The organism is Paradesulfitobacterium aromaticivorans, from assembly GCF_054657415.1.
This window is the reverse complement of sequence record NZ_BAAHYT010000010.1, coordinates 373,628-392,628: the sequence shown is the minus strand read 5'-3', so window position 1 is coordinate 392,628 and position 19,001 is coordinate 373,628. Positions and strand designations below refer to the sequence as shown.

The window sequence follows — 19,001 nt, the reverse complement described above, 5'->3', positions numbered from 1 at the left end:
AGGATGTTGAGATAGACGATGCCCTGATAGCGGACGCCAAAGTGTTGGCGAAAGAGTTTGTCGGATAGAATACGGATTGTGGATAAAGGAAATTTTTGTTACAATAAATCTAAATATCAGAACCGTCAGACGATTTTAAACCCCTCGAATTTGGTGGGTTTAAAATCCTGGACTACTTAAATTACTTCGCAGCGAGGTAATTTATTTTGTATACGGGGGTGATTTGTAATGAAACTTTTTCCTGACTGGCAAGGGGATATCACACTACCACCAAGCCCACTAAAGAAAGTAGTAGTTGGTAAAAATGCTGTTTTTCAGTTGGCTTTCCGAGGGTTATGCACAAGCGCAGTGATCGATGCATCTGAGGATGGCAATTATTATGTTATTAGAACGGGACTGGCATTCCCGTTTGATGAAATGTTATTGCGCCTTAAAGGATCACGGCGAATAGAAATCAACAATGAGCGGCTGGTACTATTAGCCCCTGCGCTTAGAAGACTTCCTGAGCTCGGAACTGGTACACGGCTGAAATGGGATGATCTCGGCTTACTTAATAGTAGGTTCGCCACTCCTGAACAGGTGCTTGAAAGCTGGAAGGGTAAGTTCTCCTTCCGTGAAGAGAATAACGAAGATGGCACGAAAGGTTTGCGATCTCCTCAACTTGGCGCCTTACATGCGCTATCTGCACATTTTGCGGTTGGAAAAAGTTTCGAACCTGCCACAGTTGTATTGCCTACCGGAACTGGAAAAACGGAAACAATGCTCTCACTGCAGGTCTATAAAAGGCTTCCGAGAACTCTTGTTATCGTGCCAAGTGATGCACTCAGGACACAAATTTCAAAGAAATTTATGTTCTTGGGAGTAATGCCTGATGTTGAAGTTATACCGCCAGAGACAATTGGCCCAAACGTTGCAATCCTAAAGACTGGCGTTCGTTCAGAGGGAGCAGCGAGAACATTAATTGAAAAATCGAATATTATTGTCGCCTTGCCGCAATCGCTAAGCGCTTCAACGGATGAAGCCCTGCGCATTCTTACCGAGAATTGCACAGACCTCATAGTGGATGAAGCTCACCATATTCCTGCATCACAGTGGTCAAAAGTGCGTGAAATGTTCTCTGAAAAACGGATTACACAATTTACTGCTACACCTTTTCGGAGAGACAATAAGCGTGTGGACGGGAAGATTATCTTTAACTATAAGCTTGGTGATGCTCAGGCCTCCGGATATTATCGCCCCATACATTTGAAAACCATAGAGGAATATGGAGACGAAGAACAACGAGACAGAGGTATTGCTGAAGAAGCCCTGACTGCACTTCGACATGACCGAAACGAACTGCATCTCGACCACATACTTATGGCACGATGCGAGAGCAAGGATCGTGCTATAAAGGTGTTTCAGTACTATCAGGAGCTTGCTCCGGAGATGCTTCCTCAGCTTGTTTACTCTGGAGCAGGACGTCAGCGTGAAAACCGTGAGGCGCTTGCTAAACTGATTAATAGGGATGAGAATGCAGCTCATATTGTTGTCTGCGTTGATATGCTGGGAGAAGGATTTGACTTACCAAATCTAAAAGTTGCTGCTTTACATGATGCCCATAAATCTCTTGCTATCACATTGCAGTTTGTTGGACGCTTTACGCGCAAAGGCAATTGGAAACAAATTGGCGAGGCTACTGTCGTAGTAAATATATCTGATCCCGCTACTGAGAAAAAAATCGAGGCTTTATATGCCGAAGGTGCAGACTGGGATGGCTTAATAAAAAGGTTGAGTGAAGAACGTATCGAGCAGGAACTCCGACTGCAAGATGTGATACATAAATTACGTGAAGGCGGAGACCTCCATGCTTACCTTTCGCTTTGGAATCTGCGTCCGTCATTATCAACCCAGATTTTCAGAACACAATGCCAAGATTGGAGTCCTGAAAAATATGCTGAAGTTCTTCCCAGTGATTCAGAAAGTTGGCATGCCATTAGTAGCGACAATAACATACTTGTTGCGGTAGTCCACCGCAGAACTCGCGTACGCTGGGGCAATTACCAAGACATACTTGATCGTCAATATCATTTGTTGCTGGCAAGATGGGACAGAGACAACGGGGCTCTTTTCGTTTACGCAAGCGATTACGATGGCTTAAAATGCATTGAGATGGCGAAAAAAATAACTGACGACAGAACTGTTCTCATCCAAGGGCCAGTGATTTTCAATATACTAAATAATGTTGAACTTCCGCTTGTAAAAAACCTTGGATCTTCTCGAATTGGCGCAATCAGTTTTACATCATATTTCGGGCCAAATGTCACAGAAGGTCTTGCGTTAATTGAGCGAGCTGAGTCTGCTTTGAATAATATCGCTTGTGTCGGATACGAAAATGGTGATCGGGTGCTCTGGGGCGGTACCCAGAAGCGAGGTAAGGTGTGGCAACAGTCTGCTGGAACGATTGCAGAGTGGATTGACTGGACAATACGCACATGGGAGAAAGTATCCAACGAGGATGAGATTGACGCCGCAAATATTACGAATGATTTTCTGCGACCAAACAGACTAAACACACCCCATAGTGAATACCCGATAAGCGTACAATGGGGCGAACAAGCACAGATAGCGTTAAGCGATCAGTATATCGTATTTGGAGCAACAGAAGTTCCTCTTTATCTGGTTGAACTTGAAATCTCTGAAGTAAAAGACAACGGTGAAATAATAATTCGCTTGTCGAGCGATGATGTATCTTCAGAATATAGCTTTTTGATCGATGGTAGTACCCCTGCCGGATATCGCTATATAAAGAGCTCGGGACAGGATGTGTATTTTCTAAAAGCCAATGGCACAAGGACTGCGTTACATGAATATTTCGTTGTTGACCCTGTGATAGTCAGGTATTCAGACGGCACATATTCGTATAACTGCTATCATATCCCAGTCCCCATGAATGCAGGAGAGTTTCCGAGAGACAGGATTGAATCTTGGGATTGGACAACAATACCGTTAAACAGGGAATCGATAGGCAAAAATGGAGACACAAATACGATACAATATAAAAGCTTTCAGGCTGTTGAAAACGAATTTGATGTTGTTTTTAATGATGACGGTAAAGGCGAAGCCGGTGACCTTGTCTGCTTAAAAGATATTGATGACAGTACGATTAAGCTATGCTTGGTTCATTGCAAGGGTGCTATCGGTGGGCAGATTTCAGGCGAGATTGAGAATTTCTATACTGTCTGCGGACAGGCTCAAAAAAGTATAACAGTTAAACATTTAGGCATGGCACGACTATATAACGATCTTAAACGGCGTCACGAAATATGGGTTAGAGAAGGTCATTCTCGGTTTTTGAAAGGCGATATAAAGCAACTCTCCTACTTCAAGGAAAAAGCTCGGAGATCAAAGCTGCAGTTTGAAGTGGTTATAGTGCAGCCAGGAGGATCGAAAGCAACCCTGAGTTCAGATATTCTGAAGCTCCTTGCAACGACAGAGCTTTTTCTTAAAAAGACTACGCAGGGTGACTTGCGTGTAGTGGTTTCACCATAGTTTATTTTACATGCAGAGGCGGATGAGCGGAATGCGATTGGAAGAATACATTTTCAAACGTAAAAAAGAGGATGGAATCAATGAATACGATCTGGATAAACGACCAGAAAATACTCGTATTTGCGTAAATTATATATTTGAGTATTTTAATAATTATCTTGAGACAAAACCGGCGGACGAGAAAACGGTATTGCATGAGCAGAAAATTGAGAAATATCGTAATATAATTCGTGAATATGATACCGAGGTAAGAGATTGGTTAGTCTCGCTCTATGCATCATACGGAAAATATATGCACAAGAATTTAATGAACTTTATTGTGGACGATTATTTTTTGCTTTATGACAGTGAACCGGAATTCAGGTCTTTGTCGTATGAAATATACCCCAAGGCGATTAAAAGTTTCAAGTTTCTTGAAGGACAATCAGAAATGATTTATCTTTTCATTAAAGACGCCCATAAGGTCAAGAGTTTATTTGCACCTTATGACCAAGGATTTTTTATATCCGAAGGAATTAATGAATGGATTAATGATACTTATAAAAAATATGGCGTAAATATATATAATTTTTGCTATGAGTGGGCTCACTATTTTTATGAATACCCGGACATATGGCCTAAAGGACATAAACAGAAGAGCGAATATTATGATAAGCGGGGAGAATATAAAAATATTAAAGTACCTGACTCAATGCTTTGGGATTACGACTATAAACAGAAAAGTAATTTGTTTGGACTTGATTCACTTTACAGAAGCATGCCGAAAAAGATCTTTACCAGAGGGAAAAAGCAGGAATTTGAAGCGGTAATTCTGTACTGCTGGCTGCATGGTGTTACCAGCGACGATGAGTATTGGGAGAGTTATGTAGAGAACGTGTTATAAATTTTATGTAGGATAAAGCATTTAATACTGACTTATGAGATAATGTTTGTATAAGTAAAATTTGGTAGCGATGAAATCTGCAAGTGCCGCCTGCAGATTTGAGGAGGAAAGCTCATGCTTATTAACAATGACAATTATTTTAAAGTTCTGGAAAGTGTTAAGGCTCAGATTCAAGACGCTCAGTACAGAGCTGTTTTAGGGTTAAACCGTGAGCAGATACTTCTGTTTTGGAATATCGGCAAGGTCATCATCGAAAACAGCAAATATGGCAGCGGGTTTATAGAAAATCTGGCTCGTGATATTAAGTCGGAATTTCCGAATGCCAAGGGGTACTCTGTTCGGAACTTGAGGTATATGCGCAGATTCGCCGAAATGTTTGATGAAAATGAAAATCTGCAGGAGCCACTTGCAGATTTGACGTGGTATCATCTTCAAACCTTGATGGATAAAATTTCTGATAAAAATACTTATCTTTGGTATGCAAATAAATCTTTAGAAAATGGCTGGTCACGGAATATTCTTCTTCATCAGATTGAAACGAAACTGTACGAGAGACAAGCTTTGCCGGGTAAGGCCACCAACTTCGATCATGTGCTGCCGTCACCACAGAGTGAGCTGGCACGGGATACACTAAAGAATCCGTATGTATTTGATTTTATTGAAATACGTAATGACATCATAGAACGTGAAATAGAAAACGAATTGGTGGCGAACATCGCCAAAACGCTGATTGAACTCGGTACGGGTTTTGCGTTCCTCGGCAATCAATATCATCTTTCTGTTGGTAACGAGGACTATTATCTCGACCTGTTGTTTTACAATACCCGCCTCCGCTGCTATGTTGTGGTTGAACTAAAAGCGGGGAAATTTAAGCCGGAGTATGCTGGAAAGCTGAATTTTTACCTTTCGGCGGTGGATGATATATTGCGTCATGAACACGACAATCCGTCGATTGGAATCCTGCTTTGCAAAGAGCGGGATAAGCTGACTGCAGAATACGCACTGCGCGATATTAACAAGCCCATCGGCGTGAGCGAGTACAAGCTGTCCGATTTTGTGCCGCAGGAATTGGCGGACACACTGCCCTCGGCGGAGGATATCGAAAAGCGCATTAAAGGGAAATACGAGATTGAGGAAGATTAGAAAGAGGTGCTTCTGGTGACAGAGAAATGTTCAGAAACAAAAATCAGATATTTAGAATTGATACAGAATGTCGTAACACGAATGGCCAACAATAGCTTTATGCTGAAAGGCTGGGCGATAACCCTTGTCGCTGGCATATTTGCCTTGGCGAGCAAAGATGCGGATAAATCCTTCTTTTTGATTGCGTACATTCCGGTAGTGTTGTTTTGGTTAATGGATTCCTATTACCTACAGCAAGAGCGCTTATATCGCAAGTTATATAACAATGCAATCAAGATGAAAGATGAAGATGTGGACATGGTCTTAACTCCTCCCGCTCCGGATGATGTAAGTAAAACGAAGTATCTACAAAGCGTATTATCAAAAACGGAGGCGGGTTTCTATATACCACTTGCGCTTGCAGTTGCAGTTGTTATTTATTTTGCCTGTTAGTTAAGGGTTTGATTGGGGGTTAAAATATGGGGCGTAAAATTTTCGTTTCGTACAAGTATGCTGATAGTAATGTTAAGGATATTACTGGTGCAGCTACAATCTGGAATCCATGTACCGTTAGAAATTACGTGGATGAACTCGAAGGACTGTTAAAAGATAAGACGGAGCATATTTATAAAGGGGAGTCGGATGGAGAGGATTTATCTCAGCTATCTGATGCGACAATCTGGAATAAGCTAAAAAATAGAATATATGATAGCACGCTCACAATTGTTATGCTTTCAAAGGGAATGCGTGATCAGCTAAAAGTAGAAAAGTATCAGTGGATACCACAGGAGATATCATATTCGCTCAAAGAGATTTCACGGACTGATTCCAGCGGCAGAACCGTAACAAGCAAAACAAATGCGCTACTGGCTCTTGTTGTCCCTGATACATACGGCTCATATTCATATTTTACTGAGAAAAAGAGCTGCTGTAGTTCAGGATGTACTTTTTTCAATAATACTTCAAATCTTATTTTTACAATCATGGGTAAAAATATGTTCAATGAAAAAAAGCCAACTACCGATAACTGTGATTCGGGAAGCACAATTTATCGTGGTGATTATAATTATATGCTATGTGCAAAATGGGACGATTTTAAGGGAAGCCCCGATTATTACATAGACAAAGCCTATGAAATCCAAGACAAACAGGATAATTACGATATCAGAAAAGAAATATAGGCTTTTACCGTAAAGGCTTTATATTAGGCGCTATACTATATCTATAAAATAGCTTAACCTGAAGGAACGACAGATGATGCCTGGAATAACAAAACGAAAATATGTTGGCGAAACAATGCGAATACATAAAAAAATTAAGCGACCACTGTATTTAGTTGCCGGTATCTTGCCTTATGAATATAACGGAGTTGATTTGCTCAATCTTTTTTCACAGCTTTACCCTTTTGAGTGGAAAGAAATAGTTGAAAGGCAGAATAATTATAAGGACAAAGATGGGTTTCTGAAAAAAGTCGGAAAGCAGACACGCTACCATCCTGAAACGCCTGAACAGTTTTTCTTTAACATGCCTGTTGTGAAAAATATTCTTAGTAAAGGCTATAAGGATAAGCATAAGGCTTCTTATTCAGAAGATGACCAAGATAGAAAATACAACGAACTAAAAAACAAAAGAGAACGAAAAATAGAAGAAAAAACAGCCAAAATTGAGAATTATACAAGGCGTATGCAAGAAATTGAACCCTATTATATAGATGCCTTAATCGCTGCATATCATCAAAAAGGGATAACAACCGAAGGGAAAATAGAGATTGTATCGGAAATGGGTAAGTTTATTTGTGAAAAAACACTTACTTTCTTTAGCAAAATTAATGATTCGGAACGAAATGCTCAAATACGGCAGATAGCTTTTAGCCATCTACAAAAAAGCGGTCATTATGTGAAACTGCGAAAGAATTTTAAAGGCAAGCAGAAATCATATATGACAGAAACTTTTGATTTCAACATGACGCCTGCCGATTTAGCTAATAGACTTCGTAGAGATACGATACAAAGCAAAAAACAGTTTGGTGTTTTTGTCTCTCATAGTTATCTTGATGGGAAAGTTGTTGAAGCTACGATCAAGATTCTAAACGGCATTGGTTTCAGTTGTTATTGTGACTGGTATAGCGATTCGGATTTTCTAAAACGGAGTCTCGTAAGCGAGTTTACCAAAGAAGCTTTAAAGAAGCGTATGGAGCAATCAGAGAATTTATTGTTTATACGAACCGAGAATTCCATTAAATCTGCATGGGTTGAATTTGAGCTGGAATACTATCAAAAGCTTGGGAAACCAATAATATGCCTGAATATGCTTGAAGACGGGAAGGCTTTGCCTTATAAATGTGTTGATGTTGATTTTGAGAACGGCGCAATGGACTCTGGCTTATTTGCCCAAAGCAAGTTGAAGAAATAATATTTATACTACCTTACCAACAACCACAGGTCGTCGGTTCGATTCCGACCATCGGCTCCAGAACAAATGTAGACATCGCAAGCGTTTGCGGTGTTTTTGTTTTTAGTATTTTTTTAAATAATAGCCTACTACTGCAACTCTACTGCAACCCATTTATTTTCTTCTTTTCGGGTTGTTTTTTCTTTCTTAAATACGCGTCCATTTTTGCAGCAGATTGCTCTTTAATTTTTCTCGTTTCATGGAAGGGCGATGCCCAGAGTAAAGACGGTCAGCAAAACGGATGCAAAAAACACTTTGTCCACCCCTATAATATAATAATATACAAAGAAAAGATTTACTGGCCGGAAAATATCCAGCAATCCTTCCACTTATTTCTTGATTAATTGCTTCCTGTTCAGGGAATCTTTAGGTTTGAGGTGATAAGAGAGTGAACGTGGAAGACATTATAAACAGCAACAGCAATTCGTTTTGGGATTGGTGGAATCAAGGCAACAAAGAACTCTCTCCGACAGACAGGTTAACGCTCAGAAATCGGAGAAAGCGGCCCAGCTAGGGCCGCTTCAAGCTTTGTTAGAGCATTATTCTATGCCCTCGTTAGGTTTATTATCCGGATGCTGTTTTCCATCGGTGGATTTATTGTCCAGTCGCGGTCGGTTATTTTGCGCTTTTGGATCGGAGCCGTTCTTTGGCTGCTCCGGCTTAGAGTGCTTCTTTTTGGTGTCGGGGTCAACATGGGAACGGGCGGCAATGTCAATTTCAGATTCAATGATGGCAAGGCGGAACCATTCTTCAGGTTTTAGTTTTAACTGTTTGCACATGCGCTGAAAACGCTCTTTTTCATCGAAGTCAACAGGAAAGCAGATAAATTCATGCATTTAACTCACACCTTTTAGTGTCTTTCTTAATAATTGGGCGGTCTAGCAGTATCACATGCACCATATGGCGAAAATTGGCATTCTAATTCTACATTTTAATACTAGAAGAATTCGCGCCCATGCCCATTTAATCCTGCTTAGGCAGCCAAAGTTTCAGCAGTTTTTCCTTGCTGATCCAGACTAACTTGGGTTCACTCCCGAGACGGCTATTGAGCCGGGCTTTGCCGTTCGGATGGTAAACTTGCATGATGAGCTGCTGCAGCCTGCCGATACGACGACTTGACCGAGAGTGGGGGAGGTCATGGACGTTAAAGCCGAACCCTTTGACTCCCCGGTGAATTAAAGTCTGCCCGAATAGAACCTTGACATCCTGGAAATCTGGGTTTTGAGCCACATACCGAGCGAGCAACGGCAGAGACTCTCTAGCTTGACGCATGGCATTAAGGGCGATTTTTTGGGCATCCGCTTCTTTATTCTGCAAGCGGAGACTGTCAAAGTGGATTTCTGCCAGAGTGTCTCCTGCGCGGGCCAGGACGTGGCCGTTTTCGTCACAGAGCTCAGGCCCTTGATATCGACTTTTGGAGAGACGAAAAATCGAGAGGCCGATGCGCTGGACGTGAAAAAGCCGGGAATAAAGCTGTTCCCACTTTTCCCAGAGCGTAAAGAGGAGGAGCTGACGCCGTTTCCACTGAGGAAACTCAAGTGGAATTAGCGGGAGGTTATGCTCATGCAAGAGTCGCTTACAAATAAGGTCAAGAGCCATAAGCGAGTTCGCCGGTGCTCCGGGTTCCCCTCCACTGTCATGGAGCAGGACAATTGATCCCTCGCGGCTTTTGGACAGGACTCTGGCTGCGATCTCCTCGGGGGTTCGGTGGGCCAGCCAGTCGTGGCCTTCGGCGTTCCAGAGTATTGCTTTGTACTGATGGTGTTTAAACCAGAAGAGAAATACCAAATTGAAAATCCCCCACGGGGGTCGCACCCATTCTATTGGTTGCCCTGTTAGTTCTTCGAGCGTGCGTACCCCCTGCTTCCATTCCCTGACGGTGGCAGCAGGATGCATGAGCCATCCATGGCGGTGGTGCTGGCAGTGGGCACCGATTTTATGACCGCGGGCCTGAATTTGATGCACTAACTCCGGATGCTTGAGCGCTTTTTCACCTACAAGGAAAAATGCAGCCTTAATCTGATATTTTTCGAGAAGATCGAGTATCTTAGGGGTAAAATCGGGGTCAGGGCCGTCATCAAAAGTCAGGGACACTCCTGGACCATACTGCCTTTTCCAACTGCCGACGCCCAATTTGTGCAGGAAGAAATCAGGAACCACAGTATAGACTGCGGCACTTCCTAGGGCTAGAAAAAAGGGGGCTTCCCAGGTTAGCATCTTTCTTCTCCTTTGGCGCTATAAGTTAAGTCCCTGCTGTTAATGAACTCGAGGATTTTCTCCCAGGCTTTCCCTTCCTGGCGCTTGCGGTAAGCATTAACTTGATTATACCACCGCGTACGCTCCTGGTGGTCGCTTAAAATTCTAATTACTTGTTCCTCGATGGGTTGATCAGGCTGCAAGACGCGCACAAGCCCATGGCTCTCCAAATAGTGCAAGTTTACTTCTTCCTGCCCTGGCAGGGTGGAGTGAACAAAAATAGGCAGGGATTTTATCAGGGCTTCACTTATGGTTACGCCACCGGGCTTAGTAATAATAGCATCTGCTTCATTGTACAAGTCATCCATAGCCTGACGTGAGGACAGATAAGGGAGGGGTCTGATATTTGCCAAGCCCAAGGAAGAAATCTCACGGTAAAGCTTCTCATTCTTACCGCACATGATGGAATAGCGAAAGTCTGACGAAGGTTTGAGCACTTTAAGGAAAGTTTGAATATCTCCTAACCCGCTGTTGCCGCCGGAGATCAGTAAATGATAAGGACGAGTATACTTAAGAGGACGTTTTTTGGGTAGAAAACATTCATCAACGGGAATTCCGGTAATGAAAATACTCTCCGCAGGGATTCCTTTAGAGATTAATTCTTCTTTTAACGGCCGGTCGCAAACAAAGTGGTAATCAATGCCCTGAAGTCCCCAGAGCTTATTGATAAAGAAATCGGTATAAACATTGATAACCGGTGTCTCTATTTTCTCCTGCAGCTTGAGCCTGCTGATGAGAAACGAGGGAAATGCCTGAGTGCACACGATTAAATCCGGGTTTTCCTGTTTGAGCATCTCCAACATCTTGCTTAAAAATAGGCTTTCATAAAGATGGAAATGCTTGCTCGCGTTTGAAGGGTAGACAAAATAGCGATAAACCCAGGTGAAGGTTTGCGGAGAATGGTCTATCCATTTCAAATAAGTTGTGGTGAAGATTTTTTCGATCTTTTCGTTGACGAAGCTTAAAAAATCGACTTTCTTAAGTTCGACAGAGGGATCTCGGCGCATAACAGACCTGATAAGGGCATCGGCAACCTGATGATGTCCCGTGGGCATTTGTAAAAAAGGTAAAAACAAAATCTTCATTTTTGTCTTACCCCCTAGTCTAAGCATCGAAAACCTAGTACCGCTTAGCCTTTAGATGCATACTTCTTAGTCATACTTACTTACATAACCGGAAACCGGATATTTTAGTCATCCAAAGAACACCGGACTTAACCCGTTCGCTAAATTCTATTATAATTATATACCCATTAGACGCAGCTTACCATATAGTTCCACTAATCCCGAACCTCATGCCGATACCTTTTAGGAGATGGTGGTCGCGCCCGGTCTTCTTGAAGACATAAGTCATCGGTATTCCTAAGAGCGAACCGACCATCATATGGGAGATCTGGCCGAAAATGAAGTTTTTTCGCTGGTGTTAACCCCTCCTAATCTCAATATTCCCTTTGGAATCTTGTGCCCTGACCAGAAGGAAGTAGTGTCCGGGAGTGTTAACCTGCCAGATGTATTCCCAGAAAGTCCAGGTGTACTCCGTGTGTTCGGGGCTCGTGAGCTGGGTGAGTCCTTGTTTAAGCAAGCGTTTGCGATTCCGTTACATCCTGTTTCAGTTGATCAAGGGGGGCTAAGGCCGGGTTATACCAGTTCTTAGAGGCGGCCAGGTCAGCAAGTTGAAAGTGCTTGTCGATGGCTGAGTTAAGATAATTTTTAAGCATCTCCCGCAGTTGCGGGTTGCTGGATTCGGACACGGCCATTGTCAAAGAATGAATGGTGAATTTAGAGTCTTTCAGTAGATCAGTGACGATGTCTTTATCCGTAATACTGGTGTTAGGCATTTTTAGACCTCCTTATTGCACAATTTTATTTGAGTTAATAAATTGTTGGATCTCCCGCATTTTTTGCTTGGCTGTATTAACTAAATCTTGTATAAAAGAAGCGAGCTGAGGATCCTGCACCATGCCTACAGTTGATTCAAGCTTCTTCGTATCCGCTATATTGCTGCGCAATAGTTCGTGTAACTCGAGCATCTCGTGATCAGCCAGAGTGATCTGGTTTTCCATGGAATTATGCCTCCTTAAAATAGATTTGGTCCTATGTGGTACCCGTATAAGCTTAACTAATCTACTACGGCCTGTGAATCCTGAAAATCACGGTTAAGCATCTCTTGTGGACTCAAATGAGGCTTATACCAATCTTTATTGGCAGCCATATCCGCTAGCCTGAAATGGCTTTGGATCGCGGCGTTAAATTGCTTTTTGAGTTCCTGTCTAAGCTCAGGATTGTTAGTTTCTGTAATAGCCATCGACATGGAGCAGAGGGCAAATTTAGAGTCTTTGAGCATGTCCGAGGCAATATCTTTATCTGTAAGCGCCTGATCTTCACCAAATAAACTATCTAACCATCCCATCTTAATTACCTCCTATTGCATAGTTGCGGGCTCAATAAATTGCTGCAGGGCTTCGATCTCGGCCTTTTTCATCTCAAAGGCTTTATCCATGAAATCTGCTAAATCCGGGTCGTTAACCATAGCTTTACTAGCTTGAATCTTCTTTGCTTCAGTAACCTTGCTCCCCAAAATTTCGTGCAGCTCAAGCATTTCATGGGGGCTTAAGCCAGGGTTGTTAGGCATAAAAAAACCTCCTTGCGTTTTTTTTGCAAACTAAGGCTTAGTATATTTGACTTAAGCAAGTTTTATACGGCACTTTTGAATATTTAGATTGCACTAGAGATAAAAAAAGGAACCCCCGCGTCCGGAGGTTCAAATAGTTGTTGCACAATGTCATCATGTTTTATGGAATTCTTGTAGGACAAATTTAGCACGAACTTGTCCAGGAATCAATGTATAATATTTACCATTCCATTATTTTCAAGGTAAGGCAAAAAAATATCCCTTGTATCCACAAGGGATAAGAAGAGAAATTCACTACATGAGAAACCTAAGCTTCTCGATGCCATATTATCACTAAATTTGTCGAAGAAATAGCTGTAAATAAATGTAACCGAGGATATTACTGGGAGAACACAGGACGATAGACCAGTAACTGTAAACCCTAAAATCTAACGGCATTCGCAACTTGCAAGGGAGTTCGGAACAATTTGCTATTGTTTTTACTATATTGTAATAACGGCGATAGTGTGGGCTTTTTAGAGGTGAGTGTTTGGCAGGAGGGATCGAATGAACGGCTCTTTGCTTAAGCTGGTGGAGCTTCCCGGAGAAGTTATAGTCGCGTTTGAAATGGCATTAGGGCTTATTTTCCTTGATTTAATGCTTGGGATCATACGGGCACTAAGCAAGGGAGAATTTGAGCCGCGCAAGCTGCCTAAGTTTTTGCAATCGAGTGTCCTGCCTTATGTAGGATCACTGGCTTTGCTGGCAATTTTTTCAACGATTATACCGGAAATTAAGGCACTTTATTTTACTGCGGTTACAGCTGTCAATGCCAAGTTTTTGTTTGATGTCAAAGATAAGATTTTTAGTCTCATCGGAAAGCAAGGAGGAAAGGGAAAAACAGGAGAAACAGGAGAAACAGGAGAAACAGCAGACAAGAGGTGAAAGTATGGCTGAGTCAATGTGCGCGCGCTGTGGCAGCACCAAGTTTGAGATGGTGCATGCTGACAAAGTGGAAGGGGCCACAAGGTCTGTCCTCTTTGTTCAGTGTGCGGAATGCGGTGCTGTCTCAGGGGTTCTGGACTTTATAAATCTGGGCGTGCAAATGACCAGATTGAAAGAAGACTGGCAGCGGACGCTCGAACGGCTGCGCCGGAACTTTGAACCTTGAGCTAAGGGCTCCAATCCTTCGTACCATTGTCTGCCAGCCCGCCTAGAGTCACATCTGTAATATCCCCGTCAGCCATCAGCTTTTCCTTGACCCTGGACTTTATCTTGTCGGCTTCTGCCAGCGATAAGCCAGGGCGCAATTCCACATAAATTTCCGTATGGTAAAAACGGCCCTCTTGGATGATGCGCATTTTGTTAATATCCGTTATCTCAGGATCGGAAAGGATTATATTTGCAACCCTTGCTTCCACCTCGCGTGGGGCCGCTACCCCAATTAAACCCACCATATTTTCATACCCCACTTTAAACGCAACCCCGAGCATAAGCAAGCCGATAATCACTGCTGCTATCCCATCCAAGCTCCTATACGGGGTGAATTCAACAGCAACTATAGCGGCCAGGGCTAGGAAAGCACCGGAGGTTGCTACCAAGTCCTCGTAAAAAACAAGCCGTGTGGGCGGGGCCGCCCGTCCGACATTGCGCACTGCCGTAGTTATGATCCCCAACCCGCTGGCAGTGGCACGGGTCTCGTGCACGATTTCGCGCATGGCTTTGAGCAAGACATAACCGTCAACACTGATTGAGGTTAGAAGGGTACCAAATGTTAACCAGAAGCTTGTAGTCTGTGCCGGGTGCTGGATCAGGTGGATTCCTTCAAGAATGGTTTCATAAGCCATCACTGTGACCACGATGACTGCGATCATGCAAAAGACATTAATCAAGCGTCCAAAGCCGCTGGGAAAACGGCGGGTTGGCTTGCGCTCAGCTAGAACACTACCCACAAAGACAAAGCCTTGGTTGACCATATCGGCTAAGGTGTGCATGGCTTCAGCAAACATAGCGCCGCTGCCGCTTAGAAAGGCGGCAATTCCTTTAAGGATAACCAGAATAAAGTTGCCTATCGTAGCAGACAAGGATGAGATATTTCCTTTTTTCAAGAGCTCACTTAAGGTGCTCATCTATTCCTCCTGTTGTCAGGTCTATTTCATTATAGTATTAGCTATAGTTTCTTAAATATAAAGAGCCAATATTATTAAGTTTCCGGCCTTCTAAGCGTAACTTTGCCGGTGTTTAACCAGAATAGATGCTTGAAAGAGGCAGTGACAGTGTATGTTACCTTGAATGATCGCTAATGGCAAGCTCACTTAGGGGGGAGAGCACCGACTGGTAGGCTTCGAGCGTGAGACGGGCCACTCTGGACCAGGGGTAATTGGAGTGGACATGCTCGTACAGAGGGACTGGATTAGACTGTAAGGCCTGTTCAAGGGCAGAGCGCAAACTCTCTGGATTGCGGGGATCAACATAGATAGCCATCTCTTCAAAGTATTCACGGGTGCTGCCCTGATCTGTGGATAGAACCGTAGTGCCACATGCAGCAGCTTCCAGGCTGGAAAGGCCCGGAGTTTCGAACCAGCTGGGAAGGGCGTGGATTTTGGCAGCCTTGTAAGCTGAAGCCAGTAGTTCACCCTGAAGGGCACCAAGATAAATTAAACCGCGGGCAGAACGCACTTTCTCGAAGTAATTGCGGTTATTGATAGGGCCAACCAGGACCAAGGGCAGATCCAATTCCTGGCATACTCTGGCTAGCCACATTTGATTCTTGCGGGGGGAGATGCGGGCAACGCACAGGATAAATTCTGCGGGTAGCCCCGGGAAACGCTGTCTAAAAAGAGCAGGATCAGCGTGTGGGAAAGTGTCCGGGAAGCCGTTCGGTATTACGCAGTAGGGGGCAGTCTGCGGGAAGTCAACCTTTATTGCCTCCATCTCGCTGCTGGCGTTAGGCAAGATAAGTTCACATTCCTTTAGCAGGCGGGCGCGCATCGGCTGGGTATGCTTCCACACGGCAAAGCTGTTGGGGCCGGAGGCTTGGCTTTGCAGGAACAGGCGCGGGTTCCAATAGATCGGTGATAGGACGATCTTTTTTTTCTGTTTCTGAGCATTGAGAAACTGCATGTAGCTCTCTTTAATGCGCGTGATATTAAAGATGTGAACAAGGTCGTAAGAAGCAAGCAGGATATTAGGATCGCTGGAGATCCCAATTTCAACTCCGAGATTTTTTAGGATTTGACCTGTAGAGATCATTTGTACCGTGTCTCCGGCGGGGTTAGTGTAATAGTCCGGTCGGGCGTAGAAGAGAACCTTCATCGGTTTTTCCCCCTGTCAGTGAAGCAATTAATGCTGATCGTATATTTACCCATATTTAGCATGGTTTGCGGTTGGGGTCAGAGCTTTGCCAGATCGCCCCGGATGCTTGCGACCCGGTGCTCGTAAGTGTGGAGACGGTAAACTTCTTCTTGCCCTTGACGGGCAATTTTTTTTCTTAGGTCTTCCCGTGCCAGGTAAAACTTGACAAGTTCAGCTGTTTCATCAGGGTGGCGGCTCCAGACCAGATGAACATGGTTGCGGAACAAGTTTTCCAAGCCTAAAGACCAATGGGTAAGAAAGAAGACTCCACACCCTAAAACTTCAAAAGTGCGCATACTCATCATTGTGGGAGAATCTATAACAGAGTGTAGACCCAGAACTATTTTGGCCGAGGAATAGGCTGCAGGCAGTTTGGCATAAGGCAAGTAACCTTGATATATTCCCGGCGATAATTCGTAACGGTCTGTGTTGTGGAGCCAGTGTTCGTTGCCGTAGACGTTAAGCTTGTAAGTGCCTGACAGAAGGGGAGAAAGAATGGTTTCCAGGCCTGATTTGCGCTGGGGATAAGAAGTATAATAATTGGCAACCAGTATAAGATCGCAGGCATAAGGCTGCTCAGCTTCCTGCTGCCGGTGAAAGCCAGGATTACAGGCAAAATGAAAGTATTTGGCCTTGATCCCATGATTCAGGTAACGGGCGACATATTCCTCGGCCGGGGTCAGGACGAGGGCGGCACGGCGTGAGAGGGGGAGGGACATGCGTCTCCAGTCCGGAGGGTCATCGATAGCCCAATACACCAAGGGAATATTTAGACTGAGAAGGAGGCGAAAAACCCTGGTGGCTACGGTGGAAATCGAGACGCCGTCTGCCAGGGCGAAGTCAGGGTGCCAGGAATGAACCAGACTTCCCAGTTGTGCTTCCCACTCAGCTTGATGAATCGGAAGGTAGCGAATTTCATCAGTCGGGGCAAAACCCGATGCCAGTCCGTGTGTTAACAGGGAAGAGTCATTTAAGAACAATATTTTCATTGTGAGTGTCCCCGATGGTGCTGAGCCCGGATTACGGCCATTTGCAGCGTCTGAATGAGGGAAGCCGTGTTCGCTTTATACCGTTGGGCAACCTGCTCAACGCTCATGGTGAGTAGAATTTTCCCTCCTCAACCGCTGCAGGGTATGCCGAATTTCCGGAAAACATTGATGGTTTCGGGATAATTCACGATTAGTTCACCGACATTGGTATGGTTAGTTATCTGAACCATTTTCCCCAAAATCCTTTCTCGGTACTTTCTTTTTCACGCTGTAATTCGGAAAGCTGTTTTCCCAGTTTGTGCAGAGATGATTCAGTTTCGCTGTGCTTGGACAGCATTGATTCCAGAACAACTGACACGGTGCGGTTTTGTTGGCCAAGGTCACTTACGGTTTTAAAAATGGGGCTGAGGGCTTCCGTAATCATTGGTACCAGGGCATAGAACTGGTTCGTAAGCAACTCCGGATTGGATTCGGAAGCTTGGGAAGGCAGGTTTTTAGAAACAGGTTCCAGGGAGTGTGCGGATGCTGATCCGCGGGGGGAAGGGGCCGAATATTGGGCAGAGTCTTGCGCCGGTGGCATACTTGAGTCGGGCTGGGTAGATTCTGTTGGGGGAGCGGATTCAGTTGGGGGAGCGGATTCAGTTGGGGGAGCAGCAGGGTTGGTCGGGTTAAACTGCGCAACTGGAGAATTAGTAAGTGATTGAGGGTTAGGGACAGGACGGGCGCGGCTTGCCTGAACGAGCATGCCCTGGGGGTTTAACGGGAACTGAGGTGGGGGAGGAAGATTAACCGGGATTCCGAGTTGTTTGTAAAAGGCCGGGACCCGGGGACTTCCTTCTTCTTCCAGCCAGTACGTGCTATGAGAACCAACCGCTACTTTTCGTATGAATTGAAGCGGACGTTGTTTTGCTGTAGTGGATAACATTTCTTTCCACCCCTCTCCTTGATAAAGGAAAAGAGTGGTTTGTTCAGCATTAAGCAAAAGCCACAGGTTCCCTCCTGCTTCCATAGAACCCAAGCCACGGTATGGCCCATTGAAAATTTTCAGAGGCGACGGGGTTTGGTGCCAGGTGCTGGAAAATTCCTGGGCCTGCGTCCGCTGAGCCCAGCTGAGTTCATATTGTCCGCCGGGTTTTTTGCTAATCCAAAAGAGGTAATGGATGTTGGCAGGCGTCATGATCGAGGCCATGTCGACCACTTCCCGGGGAATGTGGAGATTTTCCAACGGATTTCCCCAGAGCGTGAATGTTCCGTTAAAGCGGTTGGATATAAGGACTGTTCGCTGACTATGGTAAGTCAGCAGCAAAAGATGGAGGTTGTTCTGACTGTCGAGGGTAACTGTGTAAAGCGGTTCGCGTGCCTGTGCCACTTCCCCTAAGTGAACACTGCGCCAGCTTTGCCCGTTCCAAAAACGGTGTTCGATGTGCCAGAGATCCGCGATGGCTTGATGGGCATAGGCGTAAAAAATATGTACCATCTTGCCAAGGGGAAAAAGCATAAGGCGACGGTAGCGGGCGGTGCGGACATCCAGCTTGGCCAGAGTGGCAGTTTGCTGGGTGCCTGCTTCCGAAACCAGGGTATAACAGAGTTCTCCGGTTGCTTTGAGGATGACCAGATGGACTTGTTGAGCGCTGTTAACCGCAGCTTGAGCCAGCAAGATCGGTTCATTCAATTGAAAAAGCGGGACCGTTCCCTTTTCAGTGTAAAGGGAAACTCCCTGGGGAGCCGTTTGTAAATAGTAAGAAGTTTTTTCCGAGAACAAAAGAACCGGAAGAGCCGCATTGCGGTTTGCAAAATTAGCCAAG

General features: G+C 44.4%; 19 protein-coding genes. 8 read left to right on the top strand and 11 right to left on the bottom strand.

The annotated features are described in order from the left end of the window. The first annotated feature begins 228 nt into the window (after positions 1–228). From ACYQ2N_RS07275 to ACYQ2N_RS07250, 6 genes are all read left to right on the top strand, one after another. A complete protein-coding gene (locus ACYQ2N_RS07275) occupies positions 229–3,531 on the top strand; it encodes a DEAD/DEAH box helicase (RefSeq protein WP_459998494.1) in 3,303 nt (1,100 codons plus the stop codon). A 31-nt stretch (positions 3,532–3,562) separates the two neighbouring features. Further along, positions 3,563–4,414, top strand: a complete 852-nt coding sequence (locus ACYQ2N_RS07270) for a hypothetical protein (RefSeq protein WP_459998493.1) — start codon at positions 3,563–3,565, stop codon at positions 4,412–4,414. Between the two features lie 114 nt (positions 4,415–4,528). Further along, a complete protein-coding gene (locus tag ACYQ2N_RS07265; RefSeq protein ID WP_459998492.1) occupies positions 4,529–5,557 on the top strand; it encodes a PDDEXK nuclease domain-containing protein in 1,029 nt (342 codons plus the stop codon). A gap of 15 nt (positions 5,558–5,572) precedes the next feature. Beyond that, on the top strand, positions 5,573–5,989 hold the full coding sequence (locus tag ACYQ2N_RS07260; protein WP_459998490.1) for a hypothetical protein: 417 nt from the start codon (positions 5,573–5,575) through the stop codon (positions 5,987–5,989). 26 nt (positions 5,990–6,015) lie between these two features. Then, complete coding sequence (locus ACYQ2N_RS07255) at positions 6,016–6,717, top strand: TIR domain-containing protein (RefSeq protein WP_459998489.1); 702 nt, start codon at positions 6,016–6,018, stop codon at positions 6,715–6,717. A gap of 73 nt (positions 6,718–6,790) precedes the next feature. Next, positions 6,791–7,948, top strand: a complete 1,158-nt coding sequence (locus tag ACYQ2N_RS07250; protein ID WP_459998488.1) for a toll/interleukin-1 receptor domain-containing protein — start codon at positions 6,791–6,793, stop codon at positions 7,946–7,948. A 578-nt stretch (positions 7,949–8,526) separates the two neighbouring features. Here ACYQ2N_RS07250 and ACYQ2N_RS07245 read toward each other — a convergent pair. From ACYQ2N_RS07245 to ACYQ2N_RS07215, 7 genes are all read right to left on the bottom strand, one after another. Further along, positions 8,527–8,823: a hypothetical protein gene (locus ACYQ2N_RS07245; RefSeq protein WP_459998487.1), complete on the bottom strand. Its 297-nt coding sequence runs from the start codon at positions 8,821–8,823 to the stop codon at positions 8,527–8,529. 127 nt (positions 8,824–8,950) lie between these two features. Next, entirely contained in the window at positions 8,951–10,204 is a 1,254-nt protein-coding gene (locus ACYQ2N_RS07240) for a polysaccharide deacetylase family protein (protein ID WP_459998486.1), read from the bottom strand. Then, a complete protein-coding gene (locus ACYQ2N_RS07235) occupies positions 10,198–11,328 on the bottom strand; it encodes an MGDG synthase family glycosyltransferase (RefSeq protein WP_459998485.1) in 1,131 nt (376 codons plus the stop codon). The genes ACYQ2N_RS07240 and ACYQ2N_RS07235 overlap by 7 nt, the downstream gene beginning before the upstream one ends. A gap of 488 nt (positions 11,329–11,816) precedes the next feature. Further along, positions 11,817–12,080, bottom strand: a complete 264-nt coding sequence (locus ACYQ2N_RS07230) for a spore coat protein (RefSeq protein WP_459998484.1) — start codon at positions 12,078–12,080, stop codon at positions 11,817–11,819. A 12-nt stretch (positions 12,081–12,092) separates the two neighbouring features. Continuing rightward, positions 12,093–12,305 carry a hypothetical protein gene (locus tag ACYQ2N_RS07225; protein WP_459998483.1) on the bottom strand — a complete coding sequence of 71 codons (213 nt, stop codon included), beginning with the start codon at positions 12,303–12,305 and terminating at the stop codon, positions 12,093–12,095. A gap of 56 nt (positions 12,306–12,361) precedes the next feature. Beyond that, positions 12,362–12,652: a spore coat protein gene (locus ACYQ2N_RS07220; protein WP_459998482.1), complete on the bottom strand. Its 291-nt coding sequence runs from the start codon at positions 12,650–12,652 to the stop codon at positions 12,362–12,364. 12 nt (positions 12,653–12,664) lie between these two features. Further along, positions 12,665–12,874 carry a hypothetical protein gene (locus ACYQ2N_RS07215; protein WP_459998480.1) on the bottom strand — a complete coding sequence of 70 codons (210 nt, stop codon included), beginning with the start codon at positions 12,872–12,874 and terminating at the stop codon, positions 12,665–12,667. Positions 12,875–13,420: 546 nt separating this feature from the next. Between ACYQ2N_RS07215 and ACYQ2N_RS07210 the strand changes: the two genes are divergently transcribed. Both ACYQ2N_RS07210 and ACYQ2N_RS07205 read left to right on the top strand, forming a co-directional pair. Next, positions 13,421–13,798 carry a hypothetical protein gene (locus ACYQ2N_RS07210; RefSeq protein ID WP_459998478.1) on the top strand — a complete coding sequence of 126 codons (378 nt, stop codon included), beginning with the start codon at positions 13,421–13,423 and terminating at the stop codon, positions 13,796–13,798. Positions 13,799–13,802: 4 nt separating this feature from the next. Beyond that, entirely contained in the window at positions 13,803–14,024 is a 222-nt protein-coding gene (locus ACYQ2N_RS07205) for a hypothetical protein (protein ID WP_459998477.1), read from the top strand. A 1-nt stretch (position 14,025) separates the two neighbouring features. Here the strand turns inward: ACYQ2N_RS07205 and ACYQ2N_RS07200 are convergent, their stop codons facing one another. The 4 genes from ACYQ2N_RS07200 to ACYQ2N_RS07185 form a co-directional block, all read right to left on the bottom strand. After that, complete coding sequence (locus ACYQ2N_RS07200) at positions 14,026–14,982, bottom strand: cation diffusion facilitator family transporter (protein ID WP_459998475.1); 957 nt, start codon at positions 14,980–14,982, stop codon at positions 14,026–14,028. A 154-nt stretch (positions 14,983–15,136) separates the two neighbouring features. Continuing rightward, the gene (locus tag ACYQ2N_RS07195) at positions 15,137–16,168 is read right to left on the bottom strand and encodes a glycosyltransferase (protein ID WP_459998474.1); all 1,032 of its coding nucleotides are present in this window, start codon (positions 16,166–16,168) and stop codon (positions 15,137–15,139) included. Positions 16,169–16,245: 77 nt separating this feature from the next. After that, positions 16,246–17,196 (bottom strand): CgeB family protein, encoded by a 951-nt coding sequence (locus tag ACYQ2N_RS07190; RefSeq protein WP_459998473.1) that lies wholly within the window; start codon positions 17,194–17,196, stop codon positions 16,246–16,248. Between the two features lie 217 nt (positions 17,197–17,413). Further along, on the bottom strand, positions 17,414–19,000 hold the full coding sequence (locus tag ACYQ2N_RS07185) for a hypothetical protein (RefSeq protein WP_459998472.1): 1,587 nt from the start codon (positions 18,998–19,000) through the stop codon (positions 17,414–17,416). Position 19,001: the final 1 nt, after the last annotated feature.